Genomic DNA, 21,431 nt, shown 5'->3' with positions numbered 1-21,431 from the left:
TCGTTTCTCGTCGTAAGCGCGTTGTCCAGCGATCCCGGTGGATCTTTAGACGATCTGTACGAACGGAGTCTAGGCCCTGCCCCCCGGAGCCGAACCACCCGTCCTGACCGGTGGTACGGATAACCCCACCTTGTCCTGGCAGGCGCACCCCATGGCGGTGGCCGCCCCGTCCCCGGCAGGCTTGGCGTCATGACCATCAACTCCCAGCGCGGGGAAGCCGCCCCGCTGCCGCCGGCGCGCTTCGCCTTCGACGCCGTGACGTGGAAGGAGATCGCGTATCTCCTGGCGAACCTGCCCGTGGACCTCGTGGGCTTCGTCTTCGTGGTCGTCGTGCTCTACCTCGGCGTCGGGCTGTCGGTGACCGTGATCGGTCTGCCGCTGCTGGCGCTGGGGCTGGCCGGCTGCCGGCTGCTGGGGCGGCTGGAGCGGATACGGGCGCGCGGCATGCTCGGGGTGGCCGTGGAGGAGCCCCGGCAGCTGCGTCCCGGGCGGATGGGCTTCTTCCCCTGGCTGTGGACCTCGTTGAAGGACCCGGTGGGGTGGCGGCACGCGCTGTACTTCTTCATCCGGCTGCCGTGGGGGATCGCCACCTTCACCATCGCCCTGACCTCGCTCTTCGTGGCATGGCCGGTGCTGCCGTTCATCGCCAGGGGGCTGGCCAACGCCGACCGCGCGATGGTCCGCGGCCTGCTGTCGCCCTCCGACGAGCTGGAGCGGCGGATCGCGGAGCTGGAGTCGGACCGCGGCACCGTGGTGGACACCGCAGCCGCCGACCTGCGCCGCATCGAGCGCGACCTGCACGACGGGGCGCAGGCCCGGCTCGTGGCGCTCGCCATGGACCTGGGCCTGGCCAAGGAGAAGCTGCAGGAGGACCCGGAGGCGGCGGCGAGGATGGTCGACGACGCCCACGGCGAGGTGAAGCTGGCCCTGCAGGAGCTGCGCGACCTGGCCCGCGGCATCCACCCGGCCGTCCTCACCGACCGCGGCCTGGACGCCGCCCTGTCCTCGGTGGCCGCCCGTTGCACGGTGCCGGTGCAGGTCCAGGTGGACCTGGCGAGCCGCCCGGCGCCGGCGATCGAGGGCATCGCGTACTTCACCGTCTCCGAGCTGCTGCAGAACATCAGCAAGCACAGCGGGGCCCGCCGGGCCGTCGTCGAACTGTGGCGCTCGGACGGCCGGCTGATGATCCAGGTGCGTGACGACGGCCGGGGCGGGGCGACCACGTCGGGCGGCAGCGGTCTGGGCGGGCTGGCCGAACGGCTGGACTCGGTGGACGGTCTGCTGGTCGTCGACTCCCCGGCGGGCGGCCCGACGACGGTGACGGCCGAACTGCCCTGGCGGGACCGCGCCTGAGCCGCGCACGCAGAAGGCCGGCGCCCGTGGGGAGGGCGCCGGCCTTCTCCTGTTGCCGTCAGGCGGCGAGTCCGGCCTCCGTCGCCGGGGTGGCGGCGGGCTCGGGCCGGCTGTCGCGCATGACCAGGGCGGCCAGCAGGGCGGCGGCCAGGACGCCGACCGCGCCGATGGTGAAGGTGGTCGACATCGAGGCGGTGAACGCCTCCCGGGCCGCGCGGACCATGGCGCCGTCGCCGTGGGCGGCGGCCAGCGCTCCGGCGATGGAGTGCCTCGCCTCCTCGGGGGTGCCGGCGGGCATCCCGCGGGAGAAGCCGCTCGCCAGCAGCGAGCCGAGGATCGCGATGCCGAGCGCGGTACCGGCCTGCTGGATGGTGTCGTTCAGGGCGGAGCCGACGCCCGCCTTCTCCGCGGGGATGGTGCTCATCAGGGCGCCGACCGCGGCGGGCATCGCCAGGCCGGCACCGAGGCCGAGCAGGCCGAGGGCGACCGCGGGGACGGTGAAGCCGCTGCCCCCGGTGACGGTGGCCAGCAGCGCGAAGGAGGAGGCCATGACGAGCATGCCGCCGAGGATCAGCGGGCGGTTCCCGGTCCGCGCGGCGATCCTGGCGCCCAGGACGTTGCCGGCCAGCGCGGCGACGGCCAGCGGCACGAAGGCGGCGCCCGCCTTGACCGGCGAGTAGCCGAGCACGAACTGCAGGTACTGGGTGAGCACCAGCAGCAGGCCGCCGTTGCCGATCTGGACCAGGGTCAGCGAGAGCGAGCCGCCGCTGAAGTTGCGGTGCCGGAACAGGACCAGCGGCACCATGGGCGCGGCGGTGACGTTCTCCCAGACCACGAAGGCGCCGAGGGCGACGACCGCGACGGCCAGGGTGATCCCGGAGCGGCCGCCGACGGCGCCGTGCTGCGGCAGCTCGATGATCCACCAGACCAGGGCGGTCATGCCGGCCGCGGACAGCACGGCGCCGAGCGGGTCGGGCTTGCTCCAGGGGCCCTTGGACTCCGGCATGAGGGTGAGGCCGGCGAGGACGGCGAGCGCGACGACGGGGACGTTGATCAGGAAGATCGCGTGCCAGGAGAAGTGGTCGATCAGCACGCCGCCGAGCACCGGGCTGCCGACCAGGCCCAGCATCGACACCGAGCTCCACGCCGCCATCGCCTTGCCGCGCTCCTCCTCGTCGAAGACGGTGATGAGGATCGAGAGCGTCGAGGGCATGATCAGCGCGCCGCCGAGGCCCATCGCGACCCGTACGGCGATGACCTCGCCCGGGCTGGTGCAGAAGGTGGCGGCCAGCGAGGCGGCCCCGAAGAACAGCAGGCCGACGATCATCACCTTCCGGCGTCCGAACCGGTCGCCGAGGCTTCCCGAGGTCAGCAGCAGACCGGCGAAGACCAGGATGTAGGAGTCGAGGATCCACTGCGTGTCCTGGGCGCTCGCGCCGATGTCGCCGGTCATCGCGGGCACCGCCACGGTCAGCGCCATGCTGTCGACCACCAGGACCAGCGAACTGAGGCACAGCACGATCAGGATCCACCAGCGGCGTGGGTTGCGGGTTTCCATGGGGCGTCCTTCCCGGGACCTCGGTTCGTGCGTACACCGTTCCTTCGATGCGCACACTGTACGCACGGCGGAACAGTGTGCGCAACACCCATTCCTGTACGCTGATGCGAACGCTGTACGCAGCAGTCCCCGCCCCCGACACCTCGGCCACCGCCCGCAGGTCCCCGAAGGAGTGCCATGGCCGCCAGGACGAAGCCGAACCCGATCCCCTCCGTGTGGGCCCGCCGGCAGCGCGAGGCCGACCAGCCCGCGCTCAGCCGCGACGCGATCGTCCGCGAGGCGGTCGCCGTGCTGGACGCCGAGGGGATCGAGGCCCTCAGCATGCGCAAGCTCGGGGCCCGGCTGAACGCGGGCGCGACCTCGCTCTACCGGCACGTCGCGACCAAGGACGAGCTGATGGAGCTGGCCGTCGACGAGGTCGCCGCCGAGATCGCGGTCCCCGCCGCCGGCGGCGCCGACTGGCGCGCGGCGGTCACGGAGGCCGCCGGGTCCTTCCGCGCGACGGCGCTGCGCCACCCGTGGCTGTCCTCGGTCCTGGGCCAGGCGGGCCTCGCCTACCTGGGCCCCAACCTCATGTCGTACTCCGAGCGGCTGGCCGCCCTGTTGGCCGGCGCCGGCTTCCCCGAGCCGGGCCGGGCGATCGACACCCTGCTGAGCTACGTGATCGGCATGAGCACCACGGAGGCGGCCTGGCTCACCACGGTGGCCCGCTCCGGCGAGAGCGAGGCCGACTTCATCGCCCGCCTCATGCCCGCCGCGCAGGCCGCCGCGGCCCCCCACGACCACCTGTCCGCCTCCTACGCCGACCCCGCGGAAGCCGTCGGGGACCCGGTCGCGCTGCGCGAGGCCAAGTTCGCCTACGGCCTCGACGTCGTCCTGGACGGGCTGGCGCTGCGGCTGCCCCGCTGACCCCGTCCCGGTGCGGGCCGCCGCAGCCCGGGGGTGGGGTTTTCCCCAGGTCCCAGACGCCGATCCGCACCATGGGCGCGAGGTCCCCGGAGGAGGAGGCTGAAGGCACCACAGGCGGAGACAAGGCCGGTACGACGAAGAGGACGGACGTGACCATGGCATACGGATTCCCGGAGCCGCGCCAGCACCGGCTGCCCGCGGCGCTGCGCGCGCCGTTCGAGGCCCGCACCTGGCGCGAGCTCCTCTATCTGCTGCTGAACCTGCCGATGGGCGTCATCGGCTTCGTCTTCACGGTGACGATGCTGTCGCTCGGCGCGGGCCTGCTGGTCACCTTCCTCGGGCTGCCCGTCCTCGCCGTCATGCTGGCCGGCTGCCGGGGGCTCGGCGTCGTGGAGCGCGAGCGGGCCCGCCAGTGCCTGCGCATCGACGTGGCCGCGCCCGAGCCGCTGCGCCGGCGCCCCGGCCAGGGCTTCATGTCCTGGCTCGGCGGCCAGCTGACCAGCGGCGCCTCCTGGCGGCACATCCTGTACTTCTTCGTGCACTTCCCGTGGGGCGTGTTCACCTTCTCGGTGGCCGTCTCCTTCGTCACCTACGGCTGGGGGCTCCTCACGTACCCACTGTGGCAGTGGGTCTTCCCGGCCTACACCGACCAGCCCGGGCTCCAGCTGTACGGGGACGGGAACGGCAACGGCTGGTGGCTGGACACGCCGTTCGAGGTGGCCATGACCTCCGTGCTCGGACTGCTGCTGGTCCTGGCCACCCCCTGGCTGATCCGCGGCATGGCGTACGTGGACCGCGGCCTGGTCGCCGGGCTGCTGGGGCCGTCACGGCTGGCCAGCCGCGTCACGGAGCTGGAGTCGGACCGGGGCACCGTGGTGGACACCGCCGCCGCCGACCTGCGCCGCATCGAGCGCGACCTGCACGACGGGGCGCAGGCCCGGCTCGTGGCGCTCGCCATGGACCTCGGCCTGGCCAAGGAGAAGCTGCAGGAGGACCCGAAGGCGGCCGCCACCATGGTCGAGGAGGCGCACGGCGAGGTGAAGCTGGCCCTCCAGGAGCTGCGCGACCTGGCCCGCGGCATCCACCCGGCCGTCCTCACCGACCGCGGCCTCGACGCCGCCCTGTCCTCCCTCGCGGCGCGCTGCACCGTGCCGGTGGAGGTGAGCGTGGACCTGCCGGGGCGCCCGGTGCCCGCGATCGAGGGCATCGCGTACTTCACCGTCTCCGAGCTGCTGCAGAACATCAGCAAGCACAGCGGCGCCTCGCGCGCCGCGGTCGACCTGTGGCGCTCGGGGGACCGGCTGATGATCCACGTCGTCGACAACGGTAGCGGCGGCGCCTCCACGGGGCGGGGCTCGGGTCTGGCGGGGCTCGCCGAGCGGCTGGGGGCGGTGGACGGCGTCCTCGCGGTCGACTCCCCCGCCGGCGGCCCGACCACCGTCGCGGCCGAGCTGCCCTGGCGGACCTGACCCCGCGGGGAACCGCGGTACCCCAGGACCGGTGAGGACCGGAAGACCCGAAGACCGCAGAAGCCGAAGAAGCCGAATAACCCGAAGTAACCGAAGAAGAACCGAGAGGACGCTCACCGCGCCCCCCTCCGTCCCTCCCCCGCACTCCGCCCCGGTGGCAAGGCCGTGTGCCGGCCGCCGGAAGCTGGAATGCTGGGGAGGGACACGTCGACGTCGACATGGGGGAGCCGGTAGCGGTGGAGGACAGGGTGCGGGTGGTCATCGCCGAGGACTCGGTGCTGCTGAGGGAGGGACTGACCCGCCTGCTGACCGACCGCGGGCACGAGGTCGTCGCCGGGGTCGGCGACGCCGAGGCCCTGCTGAAGGTGATCGGGGAGCTCGCCGCCGAGGAGGCGGTGCCCGACGTGGTCGTGGCCGACGTGCGGATGCCGCCGACCCACACCGACGAGGGCGTGCGCGCCGCGGTGCGGCTGCGCCGCGACCACCCGCAGCTCGGGGTACTGGTGCTGTCGCAGTACGTGGAGGAGCAGTACGCCACCGAGCTGCTGGCCGGCAGTTCCCGCGGGGTCGGGTATCTGCTCAAGGACCGGGTAGCCGACGTTCGGGAGTTCGTCGACGCGGTCGTACGGGTGGCCTCCGGCGGTACCGCCCTGGACCCGGAGGTGGTGGCACAGCTCCTGGGGCGCAGCCGCAAGCAGGACGTGCTGGCCGGTCTCACCCCGCGGGAGCGCGAGGTGCTGGGACTGATGGCCGAGGGCCGGACGAACTCGGCGATCGCCAAGCAGCTGGTGGTGAGCGACGGAGCCGTGGAGAAGCACGTCAGCAACATCTTCCTGAAGCTCGGGCTGGCCCCCAGCGACGGCGACCACCGGCGTGTCCTGGCCGTGCTCACGTACCTGAATTCCTGATCCTCTGACGTATCGTCAGAGGCACCCGCGGAGGCGAGAACCGGAGCGGCGCCAGGAGGCGTCCCATATGGAGGAAACAGGCAGCACGGGCTCCGGGGGGCGGTGACCGTGACCCATCAGGGCACAAAGGGAGCTCAGCGCGGCGCTCACGTTGCGGGTAGGCCCGGGAAGGCGACCCTTACCCACGTACGATGGCGCGTGGGACACAAGGTCACGGCCCCGGTCGTGAGCCGCCGCCTCGAAGGAGGTCCGATTCAGTGACCAGCCAGGTCAGCAGCCCGACAACCCCCGATCGTCCCGTTCTGGGAGAGCAGCGGAAACCGGCCAAGGAGACCAGGAAGCTCGATCGGGTGGTGATCCGCTTCGCCGGGGACTCCGGCGACGGCATGCAGCTCACGGGAGACCGGTTCACCTCGGAAACGGCGTCGTTCGGCAACGATCTGTCGACCCTGCCGAACTTCCCGGCCGAGATCCGGGCACCGGCAGGCACCCTGCCGGGCGTCTCCAGCTTCCAGCTGCACTTCGCCGACCACGACATCCTCACCCCGGGCGACGCCCCGAACGTCCTGGTCGCGATGAACCCGGCGGCACTGAAGGCGAACATCGGCGACCTGCCGCGCGGCGCGGAGGTCATCGTCAACACGGACGAGTTCACCTCCCGCGCGATGGGCAAGGTCGGCTACGCGGCCTCGCCGCTGGAGGACGGCTCGCTGTCGGGCTACGCGGTGCACCCTGTGCCGCTGACCACCCTGACGGTCGAGGCGCTCAAGGAATTCCCGCTGACCCGCAAGGAGGCCGAGCGCAGCAAGAACATGTTCGCGCTCGGGCTGCTGTCGTGGATGTACCACCGTCCCACCGAGGGCACCGAGGACTTCCTGCGCAAGAAGTTCGCGAAGAAGCCCGAGCTGGCCGAGGCGAACGTCGCGGCCTTCCGGGCGGGCTGGAACTTCGGCGAGACGACCGAGGACTTCGCGGTCAGCTACGAGGTGGCCCCGGCCGAGGCGGCGTTCCCGGCGGGCACCTACCGCAACATCTCGGGGAACCTGGCCCTGTCGTACGGCCTGGTCACCGCGAGCCGGCAGGCGGACCTGCCACTCTTCCTGGGCTCGTACCCGATCACCCCGGCCTCGGACATCCTGCACGAGCTGAGCAAGCACAAGAACTTCGGCGTGCGCACCTTCCAGGCCGAGGACGAGATCGCCGGCATCGGCGCGGCGCTCGGCGCGGCCTTCGGCGGCTCGCTGGCGGTCACCACGACCTCCGGTCCGGGCGTGGCGCTGAAGTCGGAGACCATCGGCCTCGCGGTGTCGCTGGAGCTGCCGCTGCTGGTCGTCGACATCCAGCGCGGCGGCCCGTCGACGGGTCTGCCGACCAAGACCGAGCAGGCCGACCTGCTGCAGGCGATGTACGGGCGCAACGGCGAGGCGCCGGTCCCGATCGTGGCGCCGTGCACCCCCGGCGACTGCTTCGGCGCGGCGCTGGAGGCGGCCCGCATCGCGCTGACCTACCGCACCCCGGTCCTGCTGCTCTCCGACGGCTACCTGGCCAACGGCTCCGAGCCGTGGCGGGTCCCCGAACTGGACGAGCTGCCCGACCTGCGGGTGCAGTTCGCGACGTCGCCCAACCACGTCGCGGAGGACGGCACCGAGGAGTTCTGGCCGTACCTGCGCGACCCGGAGACCCTGGCCCGCCCCTGGGCGGTACCGGGCACCCCGGGCCTGGAGCACCGGATCGGCGGCATCGAGAAGCAGGACGGCACCGGGCACATCTCGTACGACCCGGCCAACCACGACCTGATGGTGCGCACCCGGCAGGCCAAGATCGACGGCATCGAGGTGCCCGACGTGGTCGTCGACGACCCGGACGGCGAGGCTCGCACGCTGGTCGTCGGCTGGGGCTCGACGTACGGGCCGATCACGGCGGCCGTACGGCGCATCAGGGGCGCAGGGGGCGCGGTCGCGCAGGTCCATCTGCGCCATCTGAACCCCTTCCCGCGGAATCTCGGGGAGGTCCTCGGGCGTTACCAGAAGGTAGTGGTCCCGGAGATGAACCTCGGCCAGCTCGCCCACCTGCTGCGGGCGAGGTACCTGGTCGACGCACGCTCGCACACCCAGGTCACCGGCCTGCCCTTCAAGGCCGAGCAACTCGCTGCCGCCATCCAGGAGGAGAGCGCAGATGTCTGAGGCTCCTGCCGTCGAACACCGCACGCCGGGGCTGCCGGCGCTGTCCCTGGTCCCCAAGGCCGAGGCCAAGCAGTCCATGAAGGACTTCAAGTCGGACCAGGAAGTGCGCTGGTGCCCCGGCTGCGGTGACTACGCGATCCTCGCCGCGGTGCAGGGCTTCATGCCCGAACTGGGCCTGGCCCGGGAGAACATCGTCTTCGTCTCGGGGATCGGCTGCTCCTCCCGCTTCCCGTACTACATGAACACCTACGGGATGCACTCCATCCACGGCCGCGCCCCGGCCATCGCGACCGGGCTGGCCGCCTCGCGGCGCGACCTGTCGGTGTGGGTCGTCACCGGTGACGGCGACGCGCTGTCCATCGGCGGCAACCACCTGATCCACTCGCTGCGGCGCAACGTGAACCTCAAGATCCTGCTGTTCAACAACCGGATCTACGGCCTGACCAAGGGGCAGTACAGCCCGACCTCCGAGCTCGGCAAGATCACCAAGTCGACGCCGATGGGTTCGCTGGACGCGCCCTTCAACCCGGTCTCGCTGGCGCTGGGCGCGGAGGCCTCCTTCGTGGCCCGCACCGTCGACTCCGACCGCAAGCACCTCACGAGCGTGCTGCGGGCGGCGGCCGCGCACCCGGGCACGGCCTTCGTGGAGATCTACCAGAACTGCAACATCTTCAACGACGGCGCCTTCGAGGTGCTGAAGGACCGGACCTCCGCCGAGAACGCGGTGATCCGGCTGGAGCACGGGGAGCAGATCCGCTTCGGCGCGGACGCCGCCAAGGGCGTCGTGCGCGACCGGGCGACCGGCGACCTGAGGGTCGTCGACGTCGACGCGTCGAACGAGGACGAGGTGCTGGTCCACGACGCGCACGCCGCGACGCCCACGACCGCCTTCGCCCTGTCCAGACTCGCCGACCCCGACACGCTGCACCACACGCCGATCGGCGTGTTCCGCAGCGTCGAACGGCCGGTCTACGACGCCCTGATGTCCGAGCAGCTGGAGCAGGCCGTCGAGCAGCACGGCAAGGGCGACCTCGCCGCCATGCTGGCCGGCACCGACACCTGGACGGTCGTGGGCTGAGCCCACCCGCCCACGGCGCCCACCGGGGCCGCCGTACGGGGCCCGGGCCTGACGATCAGGCCCGGGCCCCGTCGTACGTCCGGCGGGCCGCCATGACCTGCTCGGTGCGCCGCTCGGTCCAGCGGGCGAGCGCCCAGACCTGGTCGGCGGCCTCCTTGCCGAGCGGGGTGAGGGAGTACTCGACGCGCGGCGGGATGACGGGGTGCGCCTCGCGGTGCACGAAGCCGTCGCGCTCCAGCGTCTGCAGGGTCTGGGCGAGCATCTTCTCGCTGACCCCGCCGACCGTGCGGCGCAGCTCGCTGAAGCGCAGGGTGCCGTCGGTCAGCGCCGCCAGCACCAGCACGCCCCAGCGGCTGGTGACGTGCTCGAGGATCACGCGCGAGGGGCAGTTGCGCGCGTTCACGTCGGGGGGCGCCTGCAGCACCTCGCTCAGCTCTTCCCTTACGTCCATGCCACTAGCTTACTTTGAAGTGGGTACTTTCTGGAAGTTAGTACCAGCCCTAGGGTTAGTCCAGTCATCACCGACGGGGACTACGGGAACTGGAGTGAACCCCTCATGAGCATCGTCGTCACCGGAGCCACCGGACAGCTGGGCCGCCTCGTCGTGGACCGGCTGCTGGCCGAGGTACCGGCCGAGCAGGTCGTGGCCGTCGTGCGCGACGCCGACAAGGCCGCGGACCTGGCCGCCCGGGGCGTCGAGCTCCGGGTGGCCGACTACAACGCGCCCGGGACCCTCAAGGGCGCCTTCCGGGCGGGCGACGTGGTGCTGCTGATCTCGGGCAGCGAGGTCGGGCAGCGCGTCGCCCAGCACACCGCCGTGATCGAGGCCGCCAAGGAGGCGGGGGTCGCGCGGCTCGCGTACACCGGCATCCTCGGCGGACCGGCCGCCGACTACCTGCTCGCCGCCGAGCACCACGCCACCGAGCAGGCCCTGCTGGACTCCGGCCTGACCTACACCATGCTGCGCAACGGCTGGTACACCGAGAACTACACGGCGCAGATCCCCACCCAGCTGGAGCACGGCGTCGCGGGCAGCGCGGGCGAGGGCCGCGTCGGCTCCGCCGCCCGCCGGGACTACGCGGACGCCGCCGCGGCCGTGCTGACCGGCGAGGGGCACGAGAACGCCGTGTACGAGCTCAGCGGGGACGAGGCCTGGACGATGGCCGAGTACGCCGCCGAACTGGCCCGCCAGTCGGGCCGCCCGGTGGCCTACGCGGACCTGCCCGCCGACGCCTTCCTGGCGGTCCTGACCGGCGCCGGGCTGCCCGGGCAGATGGCCGCGGTCTACGTCGACGTGGACGTCGCCGGCATCTCCCGCGGCCTCCTCCAGGGCGGCAGCGGCGACCTCGCCCGGCTGATCGGACGTCCCACCACCCCGCTCGCGGACACCATCGCGGCGGCGCTCAAGGGCTGACCCCGGGCGCCCGGGCGGCGGGCGGCGCTCCACTCGCGGGGCCCGCCCGCGGCCCGCCCGCGGCCCCTCCCGGCGCGTTCCCGACCTGCGGCGAAGGTGTCATGACCGTCATGCGATACGCAGATGACGGGAGGAGGCCCCGCACGCTACCTTCGAGCAGTCGGCGAGCGTCCCGGGAGGAACGAGTGAGCGAGCAGCGTGCCGGTCTGCTGTACGGATTCGTTGCCTACGGGCTCTGGGGGCTCTTCCCCCTCTACTGGCCGCTCCTCGAACCGTCCGGCGCGGGCGAGATCCTCGCGCACCGCATGGTCTGGTCGCTGGTCGTCGTCTCCGTCGTGCTGCTGGCGATGCGCCGCTGGGCGTGGGTCCCCGAACTCCTGCGGCAGCCGCGGCGGCTCGCGATGCTCGCCGTGGCCGCGGCCGTCATATCCGTGAACTGGGGCCTGTACATCTGGGGCGTCAACAGCGGCCACGTCGTCGAGACCTCGCTGGGCTACTTCATCAACCCGCTGGTCACCATCGCCCTCGGCGTCCTCGTGCTGCACGAGCGGCTGCGGCCCGCGCAGTGGGCGGCCGTGGGCGTCGGCGCCGCCGCCGTCCTGGTGCTGACCCTGGGGTACGGGCGGCTGCCCTGGATCGCGCTGACGCTGGCCTGCTCCTTCGCCACGTACGGCTTCATCAAGAAGAAGGTCGGCATGGGCGGCCTGGAGTCGCTGGCGGCGGAGACGGCGATCCAGTTCCTGCCGGCCCTCGGCTACCTCGTCTTCCTCGGCACCCGGGGGGAGACCACCTTCGCCTCGCACGGAGCCGGGCACGCCTCCCTGCTGGCCGCCTGCGGCGTCGTCACCGCGGTGCCGCTGATCTGCTTCGGCGCGGCGGCCATCCGCATCCCGCTGAGCATGCTGGGGCTGCTGCAGTACCTGGCCCCGGTCTTCCAGTTCGGGCTCGGACTCCTCTGGTTCCACGAGGAGATGCCGGCCGAGCGCTGGGCCGGCTTCAGCCTCGTCTGGCTCGCCCTGGCCCTGCTGACCTGGGACGCGCTGCGCGCCGCCCGGCGCGGCCGGATCGCGGTGCGCGACGCCGCCGTGGTGCCGGACGAGGCGGCGCCGCGCGGGGCCGTCACGGGCTGAGCGGCGGCGTCCGCGGCTGCGGCGCCTCCCGGCGGGAGCGGTGGGCACGGACCTTGTGGCGGTTTCCGCAGTGCTCCATGGAGCACCAGCGACGCCTGCCCGGGCGCGAGGTGTCCACGAAGACCAGCCGGCAGTCGCGGGCGGAGCATTCCCGTACGCGCTCGGCGTACGGGCCGGAGAAGAGCTCCACCGCGTCCCGCGCGACGGCCGCCAGGACCTGGTTCCCGGTGACCGGGGTGCGCCAGCTGCGGCCCCCGTCGGGGGCCAGGCGCAGCGCGGGGGGACGCCAGGCGGCCGCCTCGTTGAGGACGACGAGGTCGGGGGCGGGGAGCGGCTCCCCGTGGACGCGGGCGACGGCGATGCGCCAGAGCGCGTCGCGCAGGTAGCGGGCCACGGCGACGTCGTCCGGGGAGACGGTGAGGGCGCCGGGGTCGGGGCGCAGCCGGGACGCCGCCGCCCAGCGGGCCAGGTCGGCGGGGCCGTGGAGGACCTCGTGGCGGGCGTGGGCACCGGGGCCGCCGGTGGGCAGCAGTTCCAGGCCGAGAGCGCCCGGGTCGAAGCGGTAGGCAACTCCTTCGGATGAATGGAGGACCAGACCGATTGCGGGCTCCGTCATGTAACCAATATAACTGGTTACGAGCGTCGGCCACGGCCGGCGGGGACGCGAACGAGGGGGCTCGTCATGGCAGTTCACTGGAAGCTCGTGATCGACGCGGCGGATCCGCACCAGCAGGCCGCCTTCTGGGCGGAGGCCCTGGAGTACACGCTCGAGGACCACAGCGTGCTGATCGGGAAGCTGCGGGGCTTCGGCGCCGTCACGGAGGAGCTCCTGACGGAGGCCGCCGGCCGTGCGGCCTGGCGGGACCTGGCCGCCGTGCGGCATCCGGACGACCCGTACGACGAGGAGAAGGGCAGCGGCCTCGGGCGGCGCATCCTCTTCCAGCGGGTGCCCGAGGCCAAGACGGCGAAGAACCGGCTGCACATCGACCTCCACCCCGGCGAGGGACGACGGGAGGAGGAGGTGGCCCGGCTGGAAGCGCTCGGCGCGAAGGTGCTGCGGCGGATAGCCGAGCCCTCCGGCACCTGGGTCGTCATGGCCGACCCGGAGGGCAACGAGTTCGACGTCGCATAGCCCTCGTGCGCTCGCTTGACGGCGGAGGCGGACCGGTGAAAACATCTCCATGCGTACGCAACTAATGCACACGCAAGGAGATGACGGGGTGTCGGACTCAGAGCGGTCGTTCCTCTTCCTGGTGGGAAGCAGCCGCGCCGACGGCAACACCGAGACGCTGGCGCGGCAGGCGGCCGAGCAGCTTCCGCCCACGGCGGACCGGCGCTGGCTGCGGCTCAAGGACCTGCCGCTGCCGCTCTTCGAGGACGTCCGGCACGAGGACGAGGGCCGCTATCCCGCGCCGTCCGGGCATGCCGCGACGCTCCTGGAGGCCACCTTGGCGGCCACCGACATCGTGGTGGTCTCCCCGCTGTACTGGTACAGCGTCTCGACCTCCACCAAGCTCTACCTGGACCACTGGTCGGGGTGGATGCGGGTGCCGGGGCTGGACTTCCTGGAGCGGATGCGCGGCAAGACCCTGTGGTCGGTGACCGTGCACGGCGGCCGGAACCCGGCGACGGCGGCCCCGCTGGTGGGCACCCTGCGCCACACGGCGGACTACGCCGGGATGCGCTGGGGCGGGGCCTTGCTGGGCTACGGCAGCAGGCCGGGCGACATCCTGCGGGACACGGCGGCGCTGGGCCGGGCGAAGAACTTCTTCAGCTGACCGGCGGCCGGCGGTCGGCGGCCTCAGGCCGTGACGTCGCGGGTGGTGAAGCGGGCCCAGGCCGCGGATCCGAACACGGCGACGTAGAGGGCCTGGAGCTGGAAGTTGCTGCGCATCTCGTCCCAGTAGACGGGGTCGCGGACCAGGTCGGCGAAGCTCAGCCAGTAGTGCGGGAAGAGGTAGGGCTGCACGGCGTGCAGTTGGGGGATGGTGTCGACGATCTGCACGGTGATCAGCAGGCCCACGGTGGTCGCCATGGCGGCGATACCGCTGGTGGTGAGCGTGGAGATGAACAGGCCCAACGCGGCGATGCCGGTGAGCGAGGCGGCCACGACCAGGGCGACCAGCAGCGCGCGCAGCAGCCCCTCGGAGAAGGGGACGGTCGTGCCCGACAGCAGGGTGACGTCGCCGAGGGGGAAGAGCAGCGCGCCGGTGACCAGTGCCGAGACGGCCACGACGAGCGTGCCGATCAGGCAGAAGGCCAGGACGGAGGCGTATTTGGAGACCAGCAGACGGGTGCGCCCGGCCGGGGCCACCAGCAGGTAGCGCAGGGTGCCCGCTTTGGCCTCGCCGGCGATGGCGTCGCCCGCCACGACACCGATCGCCATGGGGAGGAAGAAGGGCAGGGTCGCCGCGAGTGAGGCGAAGACCAGGAAGAGACCGTTGTTGGTGATCAGCGCGACGAAGGCCGGGCCGTCCCCGCCACCACCGCCGGCCGAGCCGCCGTCCCCGGTCTCGATCCGCACCGCGATGCCGATGAGCACCGGGACCCCGGCCAGGACGGCCAGCAGGGCGAGGGTGCGCCAGCGGCGGAGCACGGTCACCAGTTCGCTGCGGAACAGCCCGAGCGAGCGGATCGGCCACACCGACCTGGTCAGGGTGTCAGCCTGCGACATCGAAGCCCTCTCCGGTCAGCGCGACGAACGCGTCCTCCAGCGACGCCCGTTCGACGCCGAAGCCGCGGACGCGGACTCCGGCGGCGACGAGTGCGGCGTTGAGATCGGCGAGTTCGGGGAGCGCCGCCGGGTCCTGCGGCAGTTCGCCGGTGACCCGGTCGCCGTCGGCGGCCAGGCCGGTGACCCCCTGCTCCTTCAGGACGCGCACCGCCTCGGCGGGGTCGGGGGTGCTGACCACCAGACGCCCGGCGGAGGACAGCGCCTCCACCGGGCCCTGGGTGATCAGCCGGCCGCGGGACATCACGGCGGCGTGCGTGCAGACCTGTTCGATCTCGTCGAGGAGGTGGGAGGAGAGGAAGACCGTGGTGCCGTCCGCGGCCAGTTCCCTGACGAGCGAGCGGATCTCCCGCATGCCCTGCGGGTCCAGGCCGTTGGTGGGCTCGTCCAGCACCAGCAGCTCCCGGGGCCGCAGCAGCGCGGCCGCCAGGCCGAGCCGCTGCTTCATGCCCAGCGAGTAGGCCCGCGCCTTCTTGCCCGCCGCGGCGGCCAGGCCCACCCGCTCCAGGGCGGTGTCGACCCGCGCCCGGCGGGTGCGGGGTCCGGCGGTCGGATCGGCGGCGTCGAAGCGCAGCAGGTTGTCCCGGCCGGAGAGGAAGCCGTAGAGGGCGGGGCCCTCGATCAGCGCGCCCACGCGCGGCAGGACGCTGCGCACCGCGCGCGGCATGGGCTCGCCGAGCACCCGCGCCGTGCCGGAGGTCGGGGCGATGAGCCCCATCAGCATGCGGATCGTCGTCGTCTTCCCGGAGCCGTTGGGCCCCAGGAAGCCGAAGACGCTGCCGCGGGGGACGGCCAGGTCGAGGCCGTCGACGGCGAGCTGTCCGCCGCGGTACCTCTTGGAGAGCCCGCTCGTGGAGATCGCGTGCTCACCGGTCTGGGCGGACGGCTCCCCCATCGGCGCTCCTTCGCTCTGTGACGGTGCCCTGCTCCGCGCCCTACTTCGCGGCCGCGTCCGCGGCCTTGATCAGGGCGTCCTGGGTCACGGTGCCCACGTAGACCTTGCCGCTGTCGGTGATCAGGGCGTTCACCAGGCGGGTGCTGACCACCGTGCCGGTGCCGAAGTCGCCCTTGACCTCCTTGCCGAAGGTGCCGAGCAGCCCCTGCCCGCCGAGGCCCGGGGCGCCTTCGCCGCCCTTGGAGGGTTCGGCGTTGAGCGCCTCCTGCGGCAGCCGCAGCTCGGCGATGGAGTCCCAGCCCTTGCCGAGGACGTCCAGGCCCTGCAGACCCTCCAGGCCGCCGCCGAGGCCACCGAACTCCTCGTGCGCCCCGCGGCCCTGCTGCCCGGGCTTCTCCGCCGCCTTCTCGCCGGCCTTCTCCGTCGTCACCTCGGCGCCCTTGGGCGGGGTGAAGTCGAAGGTGGAGGCGGCGGGCCGGGAGAAGTCGACCTTGGTGAAGGCCACGTCGACGATGGCCTTGCCGCCGCCCCGCGGGGCGAGGGTGAACTTCAGCGGCACACCGGTGCCGGCGTCGACGCCGATCCGGATCGCCCCGACCGTGGAGTCGGTCGCCTTGGGCGTGACCACCAGCTGGTAGGCGTCGCGCCCGGCGATGCGCGCGGTGCCGTCCACGCTGACGGTGGAGGTGTCGCCCGCCGCGTCGAGGATCTTCTTGGCGGCCTCCTGCGGGGTGGCCGGCCAGCCCTCGGGCAGCTCGTGCCCGCCCTTGGCCCGGTCCTCACCCTGCGTCTCCTGCGGGAGGCCGGTGAGGTGGTAGGCCTGGTTGCTGCCGCTGTCGTAGGCCCAGACCTCGTCACCGTTGTGGATGAGGCTGTACTCGGCGGCGTTCTGGACGATCGACACCTTCTGCCGCTGCGGGCCGTCGGCCGCCACGCGCAGGGTGTGGGAGCCGGCCAGCAGCTGGGGCAGCTGCTCCTGAGGGTCGGCCGAGGAGTCCCCACGGCCGCCGCCTCCGCCTCCGCCGAACGGCCCCGCGGCGCCCGTGGCGCCGGTCAGCACGGCCGGCAGGCCGAAGTCCGTGCTGATGCGGACCGATCCGGAGATCGTCTCGGTGTCCGAGGCCGCGACCTTGGCGATCAGCTCCTCGGCCGTGATCCTGGGCAGATCCGGGCTGCCCGCGTTCGCGAGCGCCGGTACGAGCCCGATGGTGGCCGCGGCGACTCCCGCCGCCGCCACCGGGACCGCGTAACGTATCGCCTTGGCCCGGCGCCGGGGCTCCCGGTCGTCGTCCATGGGCTGGATGGGTGCCATTACGTCCCTACCTCCGTTGTCAACGGCGGGTTCCCGTCAGCGTCGCACTCGTCCACCTCGGGCCATTGTCACCCGATCCGCCGTGTGGTGGTGCCTCTTATCCCATCAATCCCGCCACCCGGGCGCATCGCCCGCCGGGATCAACTCCGCGTACACCTCTGGGATGACGTCCCCTGACAACGGCTCAGGGCATCCGGCACCCCCGCCCCCGTGGCCGCGGGGGCCGCGTGGACGCCGGGGACGGCCCGTCGCGGGCCGGCCGGGCGGGACTAGCCCGCGCGGTGCACCACGGCGTCGCAGAGGCCCTCCAGGGCCCGCTTGGCGGCACAGTCGGGCAGCGGGGCCAGCAGGGCCCGCGCCTCGTCCGCGTAGCGCACGGTGTCCCGACGGGCCTGCTCGAGCGCCGGGTGGGCGCGCAGCAGCGCCAGTGCCTCGGCGTGCCGTCGGTCGTCCGTCAGATCGCCGTCCAGCAGTTCGCACAGCCGCCGGTCGTCCGCCGAGGCGAAGTCGCCGGCCTTGGCCACGGCCGCACGCAGGTGCAGCACCGGCAGGGTCGGCACACCCTCGCGGAGGTCGGTGCCCGGGGTCTTGCCCGACTCGTGCGAGTCGCTGGCGATGTCCAGCACGTCGTCGGCGAGCTGGAAGGCCGTGCCGACGCGCTCCCCGTACTGGGTGACGATGTCGACGACGCCCTCGTCGGCGCCGGACATCATCGCGCCGAAGCGGCACGAGACGGCGATCAGGGAGCTCGTCTTGCCGGCGATGACTTCCAGGTAGTGGTCGATCGGGTCACGTCCGTCGCGCGGGCCGACGGTCTCCAGGATCTGCCCGGTGACCAGCCGCTCGAAGGCCTCGGCCTGGATGCGTACGGCCTCCGGCCCGAGGTCGGCCAGTATGTGCGAGGCCTTGGAGAACAGGAAGTCACCGGTCAGCACGGCCACCGAGTTGTCCCAGCGGGCGTTGGCGCTCGGCACCCCGCGGCGCACGTCGGCCTCGTCCATGACGTCGTCGTGGTACAGCGTGGCCAGGTGCGTCAGTTCCACCACGACGGCCGACGGCACGATGCCGGGCGCGTGCGGGTCGCCGAACTGGGCGGCCAGCAGGGCCAGCAGGGGACGGAACCGCTTCCCGCCCGCGTGCACGAGGTGGCGGGCCGCCTCTGTGATGAAGGGCACATCGCTCTTGGTGGCCTCCATGAGGCCTTCCTCGACGGCGGACAGCCCGGCCCGGACCCCGGACTCGAGGTCCTCGTCCATGACGCTCAGCCCGAAGGGCCCGACGACGGTCGTCACCTGGGATTCTCCTGTCGCTGAGATCGCTTCTGCGGCTTGCGGCGTGGCGCTTTACTACACCGGCAGAGTAACCGGTCGCCTCTCGATCACTGCGAGGGCATGGCCCCCTCGGGCCACTACGCCCGGTTTTGCCCGCCTGTGCCACCGGCCCGTCCCGGCCCCTCGCGCCGCCTCGGCCCCGCTCCGCCGGCCGGCCGCCGTCGCACCGCCGCCTCGGACCACCCCTGACGGGGCGCCCGGAACGGGCCCCGCGCGGGGACTTCCCCGCTGTCCCGCCTTCCCCGCGGACCGCCCGCCATGCGTCCGCCGTGCCCCCGCCGTGCGCCGCCCCGGTACGTCCCCCGGCGCGCACGGCGAACGGCGCGGCCCCCCGCCAAGTGCGGGGAGCCGCGCCGTTGATGGCCGCGCGGGCCCTCTCCGAGCGGAACCGGTCCGGGCCGGCCCGGACCCTGCCGCCTAGCGCCCGTACGCCTTCGCCACCGCCGCCGCCAGGCGCGGCGAGGCCCACTCCGTGCCGCACACGAAGCGCAGCACCGGCCCGAAGGTGGCCGCGGCGGGCAGACCGGTGAAGTACAGCCCCGGGACGGAGGAGCCGAAGTCGGCGCCCAGCCGGGGCGAACCGCCGGTACGGGCCAGTTCGGCGCGCAGTTCCGGGCCGAGGAAGTCCAGCGCCTCCAGGTCGACGCGGTAGCCGGTGGCGGCCATGACGTGGTCGGCGCGGAACTCGGCCGCCCGCCCGCCGGGAGCGGCGGTGGACAGCACGACCCCGCCGTCCTCGTCCAGGCGGGCGCTGCGCAGCGTGTGGCCCTCGCTGACGGCGACCTTGCCCTCGAAGCGCTCCCGCAGCCACCAGGCCCCCAGCGGCCCCAGCACGCGCCGCACGAGGTAGAGCCGCAGCGGCGCGGGCAGGCCGCGGAAGTACTGGGCGTGGTAGGTGAAGGCGTACAGCGACCAGGCCCGGCCGAAGGGCGACGGGGGCCGCAGGCGCGGCTGCCGGTCCGGGGGGTCGCCGAAGCCCACGGCGCGCCGTCCGCGGGCCAGCAGCCGTACGGTGGCGCCCGCCTCGGCGAGCAGCGCCGCGCTCTCCAGGGCGGACTGCCCGGCGCCGACGACGACCACCTCGCGTCCGGCGAGCCGGCCCGGGTCGGTGTGCTGGGAGCTGTGCGAGACGGGCCCGGCCGCGGACGGCCCGTCGGGGGTGACGCGGCGCAGCACGTCGGGCGTGTGCGCCAGGCCGTGCAGCCCGCTGGCGACGACGACCGCCCGGGCCCGGAACTGCTCGCCGGAGTCCAGCTTGAGCTCGAAGCCGCCGCTCGCGGCCCGGTCCACGGACACCACGTCGACCTGCTCCAGGTCGGGGACGAGCCGCTCCTGGAACCAGTGGCCGTAGCGGACGAAGGTCTCGGCGGGGATCAGGTCCCAGTCGGTGACCAGCGGCTTCTCCCCGGCGTCCAGGCAGAAGTCGCGCAGGGTGTGGCCCGGCCGGGCGGTGGAGATGTCGGAGGCGGCGGGGGTGGACTTCAGCACCATGGCGGAGGGCATGTTCTCGCGCCAGCTGACCATCGGGTTGCCGAAGGTGCGTACGGGAACGCCCCGTTCGCGCAGGTGTGCGGTGGTGGACAGACCGTACGGACCGGCGCCGATCACGGCAACGGGCGTCGTCATGGGTGTTCCCTTCGCATCGCGGTTCGACGTCGTGACCGGTACATCTGCATCAGGTGCCGGGCGCCCGGTCGCACGAAGCGGGCGAGCATCGTGACGAACGGCCGCGGGTCGTCGGCGGCCAGCCAGGCCAGTTCGGTGCCGGTGGCGCGGGCGGGGGCGTGGGGCGTCGTGTAGCCGCTGCGGCGGTAGGCCAGGAGGGCGGGCAGGTCGATGTTCTCGACGACGAAGCGCCGGCCCTCCAGTTGCCCGGCCCGGGGGATCTCCCGGCCGGTCAGGTCCAGGTGCTGCGCGCGGACGACGTCGATCCCGGCCGCGGATTCGAAGAGCCGGAACTGGGCGCCCATGCGGGGGTTGAAGTCGAGCAGTTTGTAGCGCCCGTCGCGGCGGTCGTAGCGCCAGTCGAGGTCGGCGATGCCCCGGAATCCGATGGCCGCGCAGAACCGGCGGGCCGTCGCGGCGAGTTCCTCGTTGGCCACGACGTAGGCGCAGGCCGTCATTCCGGCGTGCGGCGGCCAGGAACGCACCTTGACCCCGGTGAACAGCACCGGCTCCGTCGCGCCGTCCCCGAAGTAGGCGTGCACGATCCAGTCCTCGGCCTCCTCGCGCGGCAGGTACTCCTGGAGGATCACGCCGGGCTTGGGTCCCCAGCCGCGGGCCAGCGCCAGCAGCTCCTCCGCGTCGTCGATCCGGGTGGTGCCGGGTACGGCGGGTGCCCGGCGCCGCTCGAAGGCCTCCCGGTTCTTGGCGACGACCGGGAAGCGGGCGTCCGCCGCGAACTTCTCGACCTCCTCCGGCGAGTCGGGGAAGGCCGCCCGGGGCGTCGGCACCCCGTGCCGGACGCACAGCTCGTGCAGACCCTGCTTGCTGGCCAGGCGCCGGGACAGCCCCGGGTCGTCGGCGCGCGGGAAGAGGAAGAGGTCGTCCAGTTCCGCGGCGTGCTCGGCGATGAGCACGGCCGCCTCCTCGTCGGTCGGGACGAGCACCGTGGGGTGCCCGATCCGGCGGCCGATCCGGCGCAGTCCCTCGACCAGGCGCTCCGCCGGTTCCAGTCCGGTGGTCGGCCAGACGAACCGCCCGCGCAGGTAGCGGGAGGCCGCGGCGGGCGTGCGCCGGTCCTCGGTGACGGCGTACATGGGGACCCCGAGCCTCCCCAGGCTGCGGATGGCCCCCACGCCACCGTGGTGCAGCGGATAGTTCCCGATCTTCACGATCAGCCCCGGCACGGCAGGGTCGACCGCGAACGCGGACTTCACCACGTAATCCCCCCAATGATCACGGTATTGATCGGCCCCTCCCGACCGTGACCTTAAAGGAAGCTAAGCCCGAATTGACCACCACTGCAAGACTTTTCCGGACATTGCGAACTCTTTAGACAATCGAGAATCGCTGTTCACCGGGGCACGAAGTGGCCGAATTCATCGGGGTGTCGGGAGCGCGCGCAGGTCAGGAAGTCGGCACCGGAAGGGAATTGGCGCGATGAGGGCGTGACAGGCCGGATGCGCGGCCCGTTGTGCGGCTCAATGGGCGGCCCGGA

General features: G+C 72.8%; 19 protein-coding genes. 10 read left to right on the top strand and 9 right to left on the bottom strand.

All coding sequences use genetic code 11. The annotated features are described in order from the left end of the window. Positions 1–189: 189 nt before the first annotated feature. The gene (locus tag ABZ479_RS17545) at positions 190–1,353 is read left to right on the top strand and encodes a sensor histidine kinase (protein ID WP_500462430.1); all 1,164 of its coding nucleotides are present in this window, start codon (positions 190–192) and stop codon (positions 1,351–1,353) included. A gap of 58 nt (positions 1,354–1,411) precedes the next feature. On the opposite strand, the gene ABZ479_RS17540 is transcribed toward ABZ479_RS17545, so the two are convergent. Further along, positions 1,412–2,911 carry an MFS transporter gene (locus ABZ479_RS17540; RefSeq protein WP_500462429.1) on the bottom strand — a complete coding sequence of 500 codons (1,500 nt, stop codon included), beginning with the start codon at positions 2,909–2,911 and terminating at the stop codon, positions 1,412–1,414. 177 nt (positions 2,912–3,088) lie between these two features. On the opposite strand from ABZ479_RS17540, the gene ABZ479_RS17535 reads away from it, so the two are divergent. The 5 genes from ABZ479_RS17535 (at position 3,089) to ABZ479_RS17515 (ending at position 9,458) form a co-directional block, all read left to right on the top strand. Then, positions 3,089–3,820, top strand: coding sequence for a TetR/AcrR family transcriptional regulator C-terminal domain-containing protein (locus tag ABZ479_RS17535; RefSeq protein ID WP_500462428.1), 732 nt, complete (start codon positions 3,089–3,091; stop codon positions 3,818–3,820). Between the two features lie 155 nt (positions 3,821–3,975). Beyond that, positions 3,976–5,289 (top strand): sensor histidine kinase, encoded by a 1,314-nt coding sequence (locus ABZ479_RS17530; RefSeq protein WP_500462427.1) that lies wholly within the window; start codon positions 3,976–3,978, stop codon positions 5,287–5,289. A gap of 248 nt (positions 5,290–5,537) precedes the next feature. After that, a complete protein-coding gene (locus ABZ479_RS17525; RefSeq protein ID WP_500462484.1) occupies positions 5,538–6,197 on the top strand; it encodes a response regulator in 660 nt (219 codons plus the stop codon). 257 nt (positions 6,198–6,454) lie between these two features. After that, on the top strand, positions 6,455–8,380 hold the full coding sequence (locus ABZ479_RS17520; protein WP_499606394.1) for a 2-oxoacid:acceptor oxidoreductase subunit alpha: 1,926 nt from the start codon (positions 6,455–6,457) through the stop codon (positions 8,378–8,380). Further along, the gene (locus ABZ479_RS17515) at positions 8,373–9,458 is read left to right on the top strand and encodes a 2-oxoacid:ferredoxin oxidoreductase subunit beta (RefSeq protein WP_499606393.1); all 1,086 of its coding nucleotides are present in this window, start codon (positions 8,373–8,375) and stop codon (positions 9,456–9,458) included. Before ABZ479_RS17520 ends, ABZ479_RS17515 begins: the two co-directional genes overlap by 8 nt. Before the next feature lie 55 nt (positions 9,459–9,513). Here the strand turns inward: ABZ479_RS17515 and ABZ479_RS17510 are convergent, their stop codons facing one another. Continuing rightward, positions 9,514–9,909: a winged helix-turn-helix transcriptional regulator gene (locus tag ABZ479_RS17510; RefSeq protein ID WP_499606392.1), complete on the bottom strand. Its 396-nt coding sequence runs from the start codon at positions 9,907–9,909 to the stop codon at positions 9,514–9,516. Between the two features lie 105 nt (positions 9,910–10,014). Here ABZ479_RS17510 and ABZ479_RS17505 point away from each other — a divergent pair, with 105 nt between their 5' ends. Both ABZ479_RS17505 and rarD read left to right on the top strand, forming a co-directional pair. Further along, positions 10,015–10,872: an SDR family oxidoreductase gene (locus tag ABZ479_RS17505; RefSeq protein ID WP_500462426.1), complete on the top strand. Its 858-nt coding sequence runs from the start codon at positions 10,015–10,017 to the stop codon at positions 10,870–10,872. A gap of 185 nt (positions 10,873–11,057) precedes the next feature. After that, positions 11,058–12,002 carry an EamA family transporter RarD gene (gene rarD, locus ABZ479_RS17500; RefSeq protein WP_500462425.1) on the top strand — a complete coding sequence of 315 codons (945 nt, stop codon included), beginning with the start codon at positions 11,058–11,060 and terminating at the stop codon, positions 12,000–12,002. On the opposite strand, the gene ABZ479_RS17495 is transcribed toward rarD, so the two are convergent. Beyond that, positions 11,992–12,618 carry a CGNR zinc finger domain-containing protein gene (locus ABZ479_RS17495; protein ID WP_500462424.1) on the bottom strand — a complete coding sequence of 209 codons (627 nt, stop codon included), beginning with the start codon at positions 12,616–12,618 and terminating at the stop codon, positions 11,992–11,994. The genes rarD and ABZ479_RS17495 overlap by 11 nt on opposite strands. 66 nt (positions 12,619–12,684) lie before the next feature. On the opposite strand from ABZ479_RS17495, the gene ABZ479_RS17490 reads away from it, so the two are divergent. Further along, positions 12,685–13,134 carry a VOC family protein gene (locus ABZ479_RS17490; protein ID WP_500462423.1) on the top strand — a complete coding sequence of 150 codons (450 nt, stop codon included), beginning with the start codon at positions 12,685–12,687 and terminating at the stop codon, positions 13,132–13,134. Between the two features lie 88 nt (positions 13,135–13,222). Then, the gene (locus ABZ479_RS17485) at positions 13,223–13,780 is read left to right on the top strand and encodes a flavodoxin family protein (RefSeq protein ID WP_500462422.1); all 558 of its coding nucleotides are present in this window, start codon (positions 13,223–13,225) and stop codon (positions 13,778–13,780) included. Between the two features lie 23 nt (positions 13,781–13,803). On the opposite strand, the gene ABZ479_RS17480 is transcribed toward ABZ479_RS17485, so the two are convergent. The 6 genes from ABZ479_RS17480 to ABZ479_RS17455 form a co-directional block, all read right to left on the bottom strand. Next, positions 13,804–14,676, bottom strand: coding sequence for an ABC transporter permease (locus ABZ479_RS17480; RefSeq protein WP_500462421.1), 873 nt, complete (start codon positions 14,674–14,676; stop codon positions 13,804–13,806). Continuing rightward, positions 14,663–15,628, bottom strand: coding sequence for an ABC transporter ATP-binding protein (locus ABZ479_RS17475; RefSeq protein WP_500462420.1), 966 nt, complete (start codon positions 15,626–15,628; stop codon positions 14,663–14,665). Before ABZ479_RS17475 ends, ABZ479_RS17480 begins: the two co-directional genes overlap by 14 nt. A 40-nt stretch (positions 15,629–15,668) precedes the next feature. Beyond that, positions 15,669–16,940, bottom strand: a complete 1,272-nt coding sequence (locus ABZ479_RS17470; RefSeq protein WP_500462419.1) for a LolA family protein — start codon at positions 16,938–16,940, stop codon at positions 15,669–15,671. A gap of 269 nt (positions 16,941–17,209) precedes the next feature. Continuing rightward, positions 17,210–18,196 (bottom strand): polyprenyl synthetase family protein, encoded by a 987-nt coding sequence (locus ABZ479_RS17465; protein ID WP_500462483.1) that lies wholly within the window; start codon positions 18,194–18,196, stop codon positions 17,210–17,212. 492 nt (positions 18,197–18,688) lie between these two features. Continuing rightward, positions 18,689–19,897, bottom strand: a complete 1,209-nt coding sequence (locus ABZ479_RS17460; RefSeq protein ID WP_500462418.1) for an FAD-dependent oxidoreductase — start codon at positions 19,895–19,897, stop codon at positions 18,689–18,691. Further along, the gene (locus tag ABZ479_RS17455; protein ID WP_500462417.1) at positions 19,894–21,153 is read right to left on the bottom strand and encodes a carboxylate--amine ligase; all 1,260 of its coding nucleotides are present in this window, start codon (positions 21,151–21,153) and stop codon (positions 19,894–19,896) included. Before ABZ479_RS17455 ends, ABZ479_RS17460 begins: the two co-directional genes overlap by 4 nt. Positions 21,154–21,431 lie beyond the last annotated feature (278 nt).

Origin of the sequence: Streptomyces sp. NPDC005722 (assembly GCF_040630935.1) — a bacterium.
Classification (GTDB): Bacteria; Actinomycetota; Actinomycetes; order Streptomycetales; family Streptomycetaceae; genus Actinacidiphila.
This window is presented reverse-complemented; position numbering and strand designations above follow the sequence as displayed.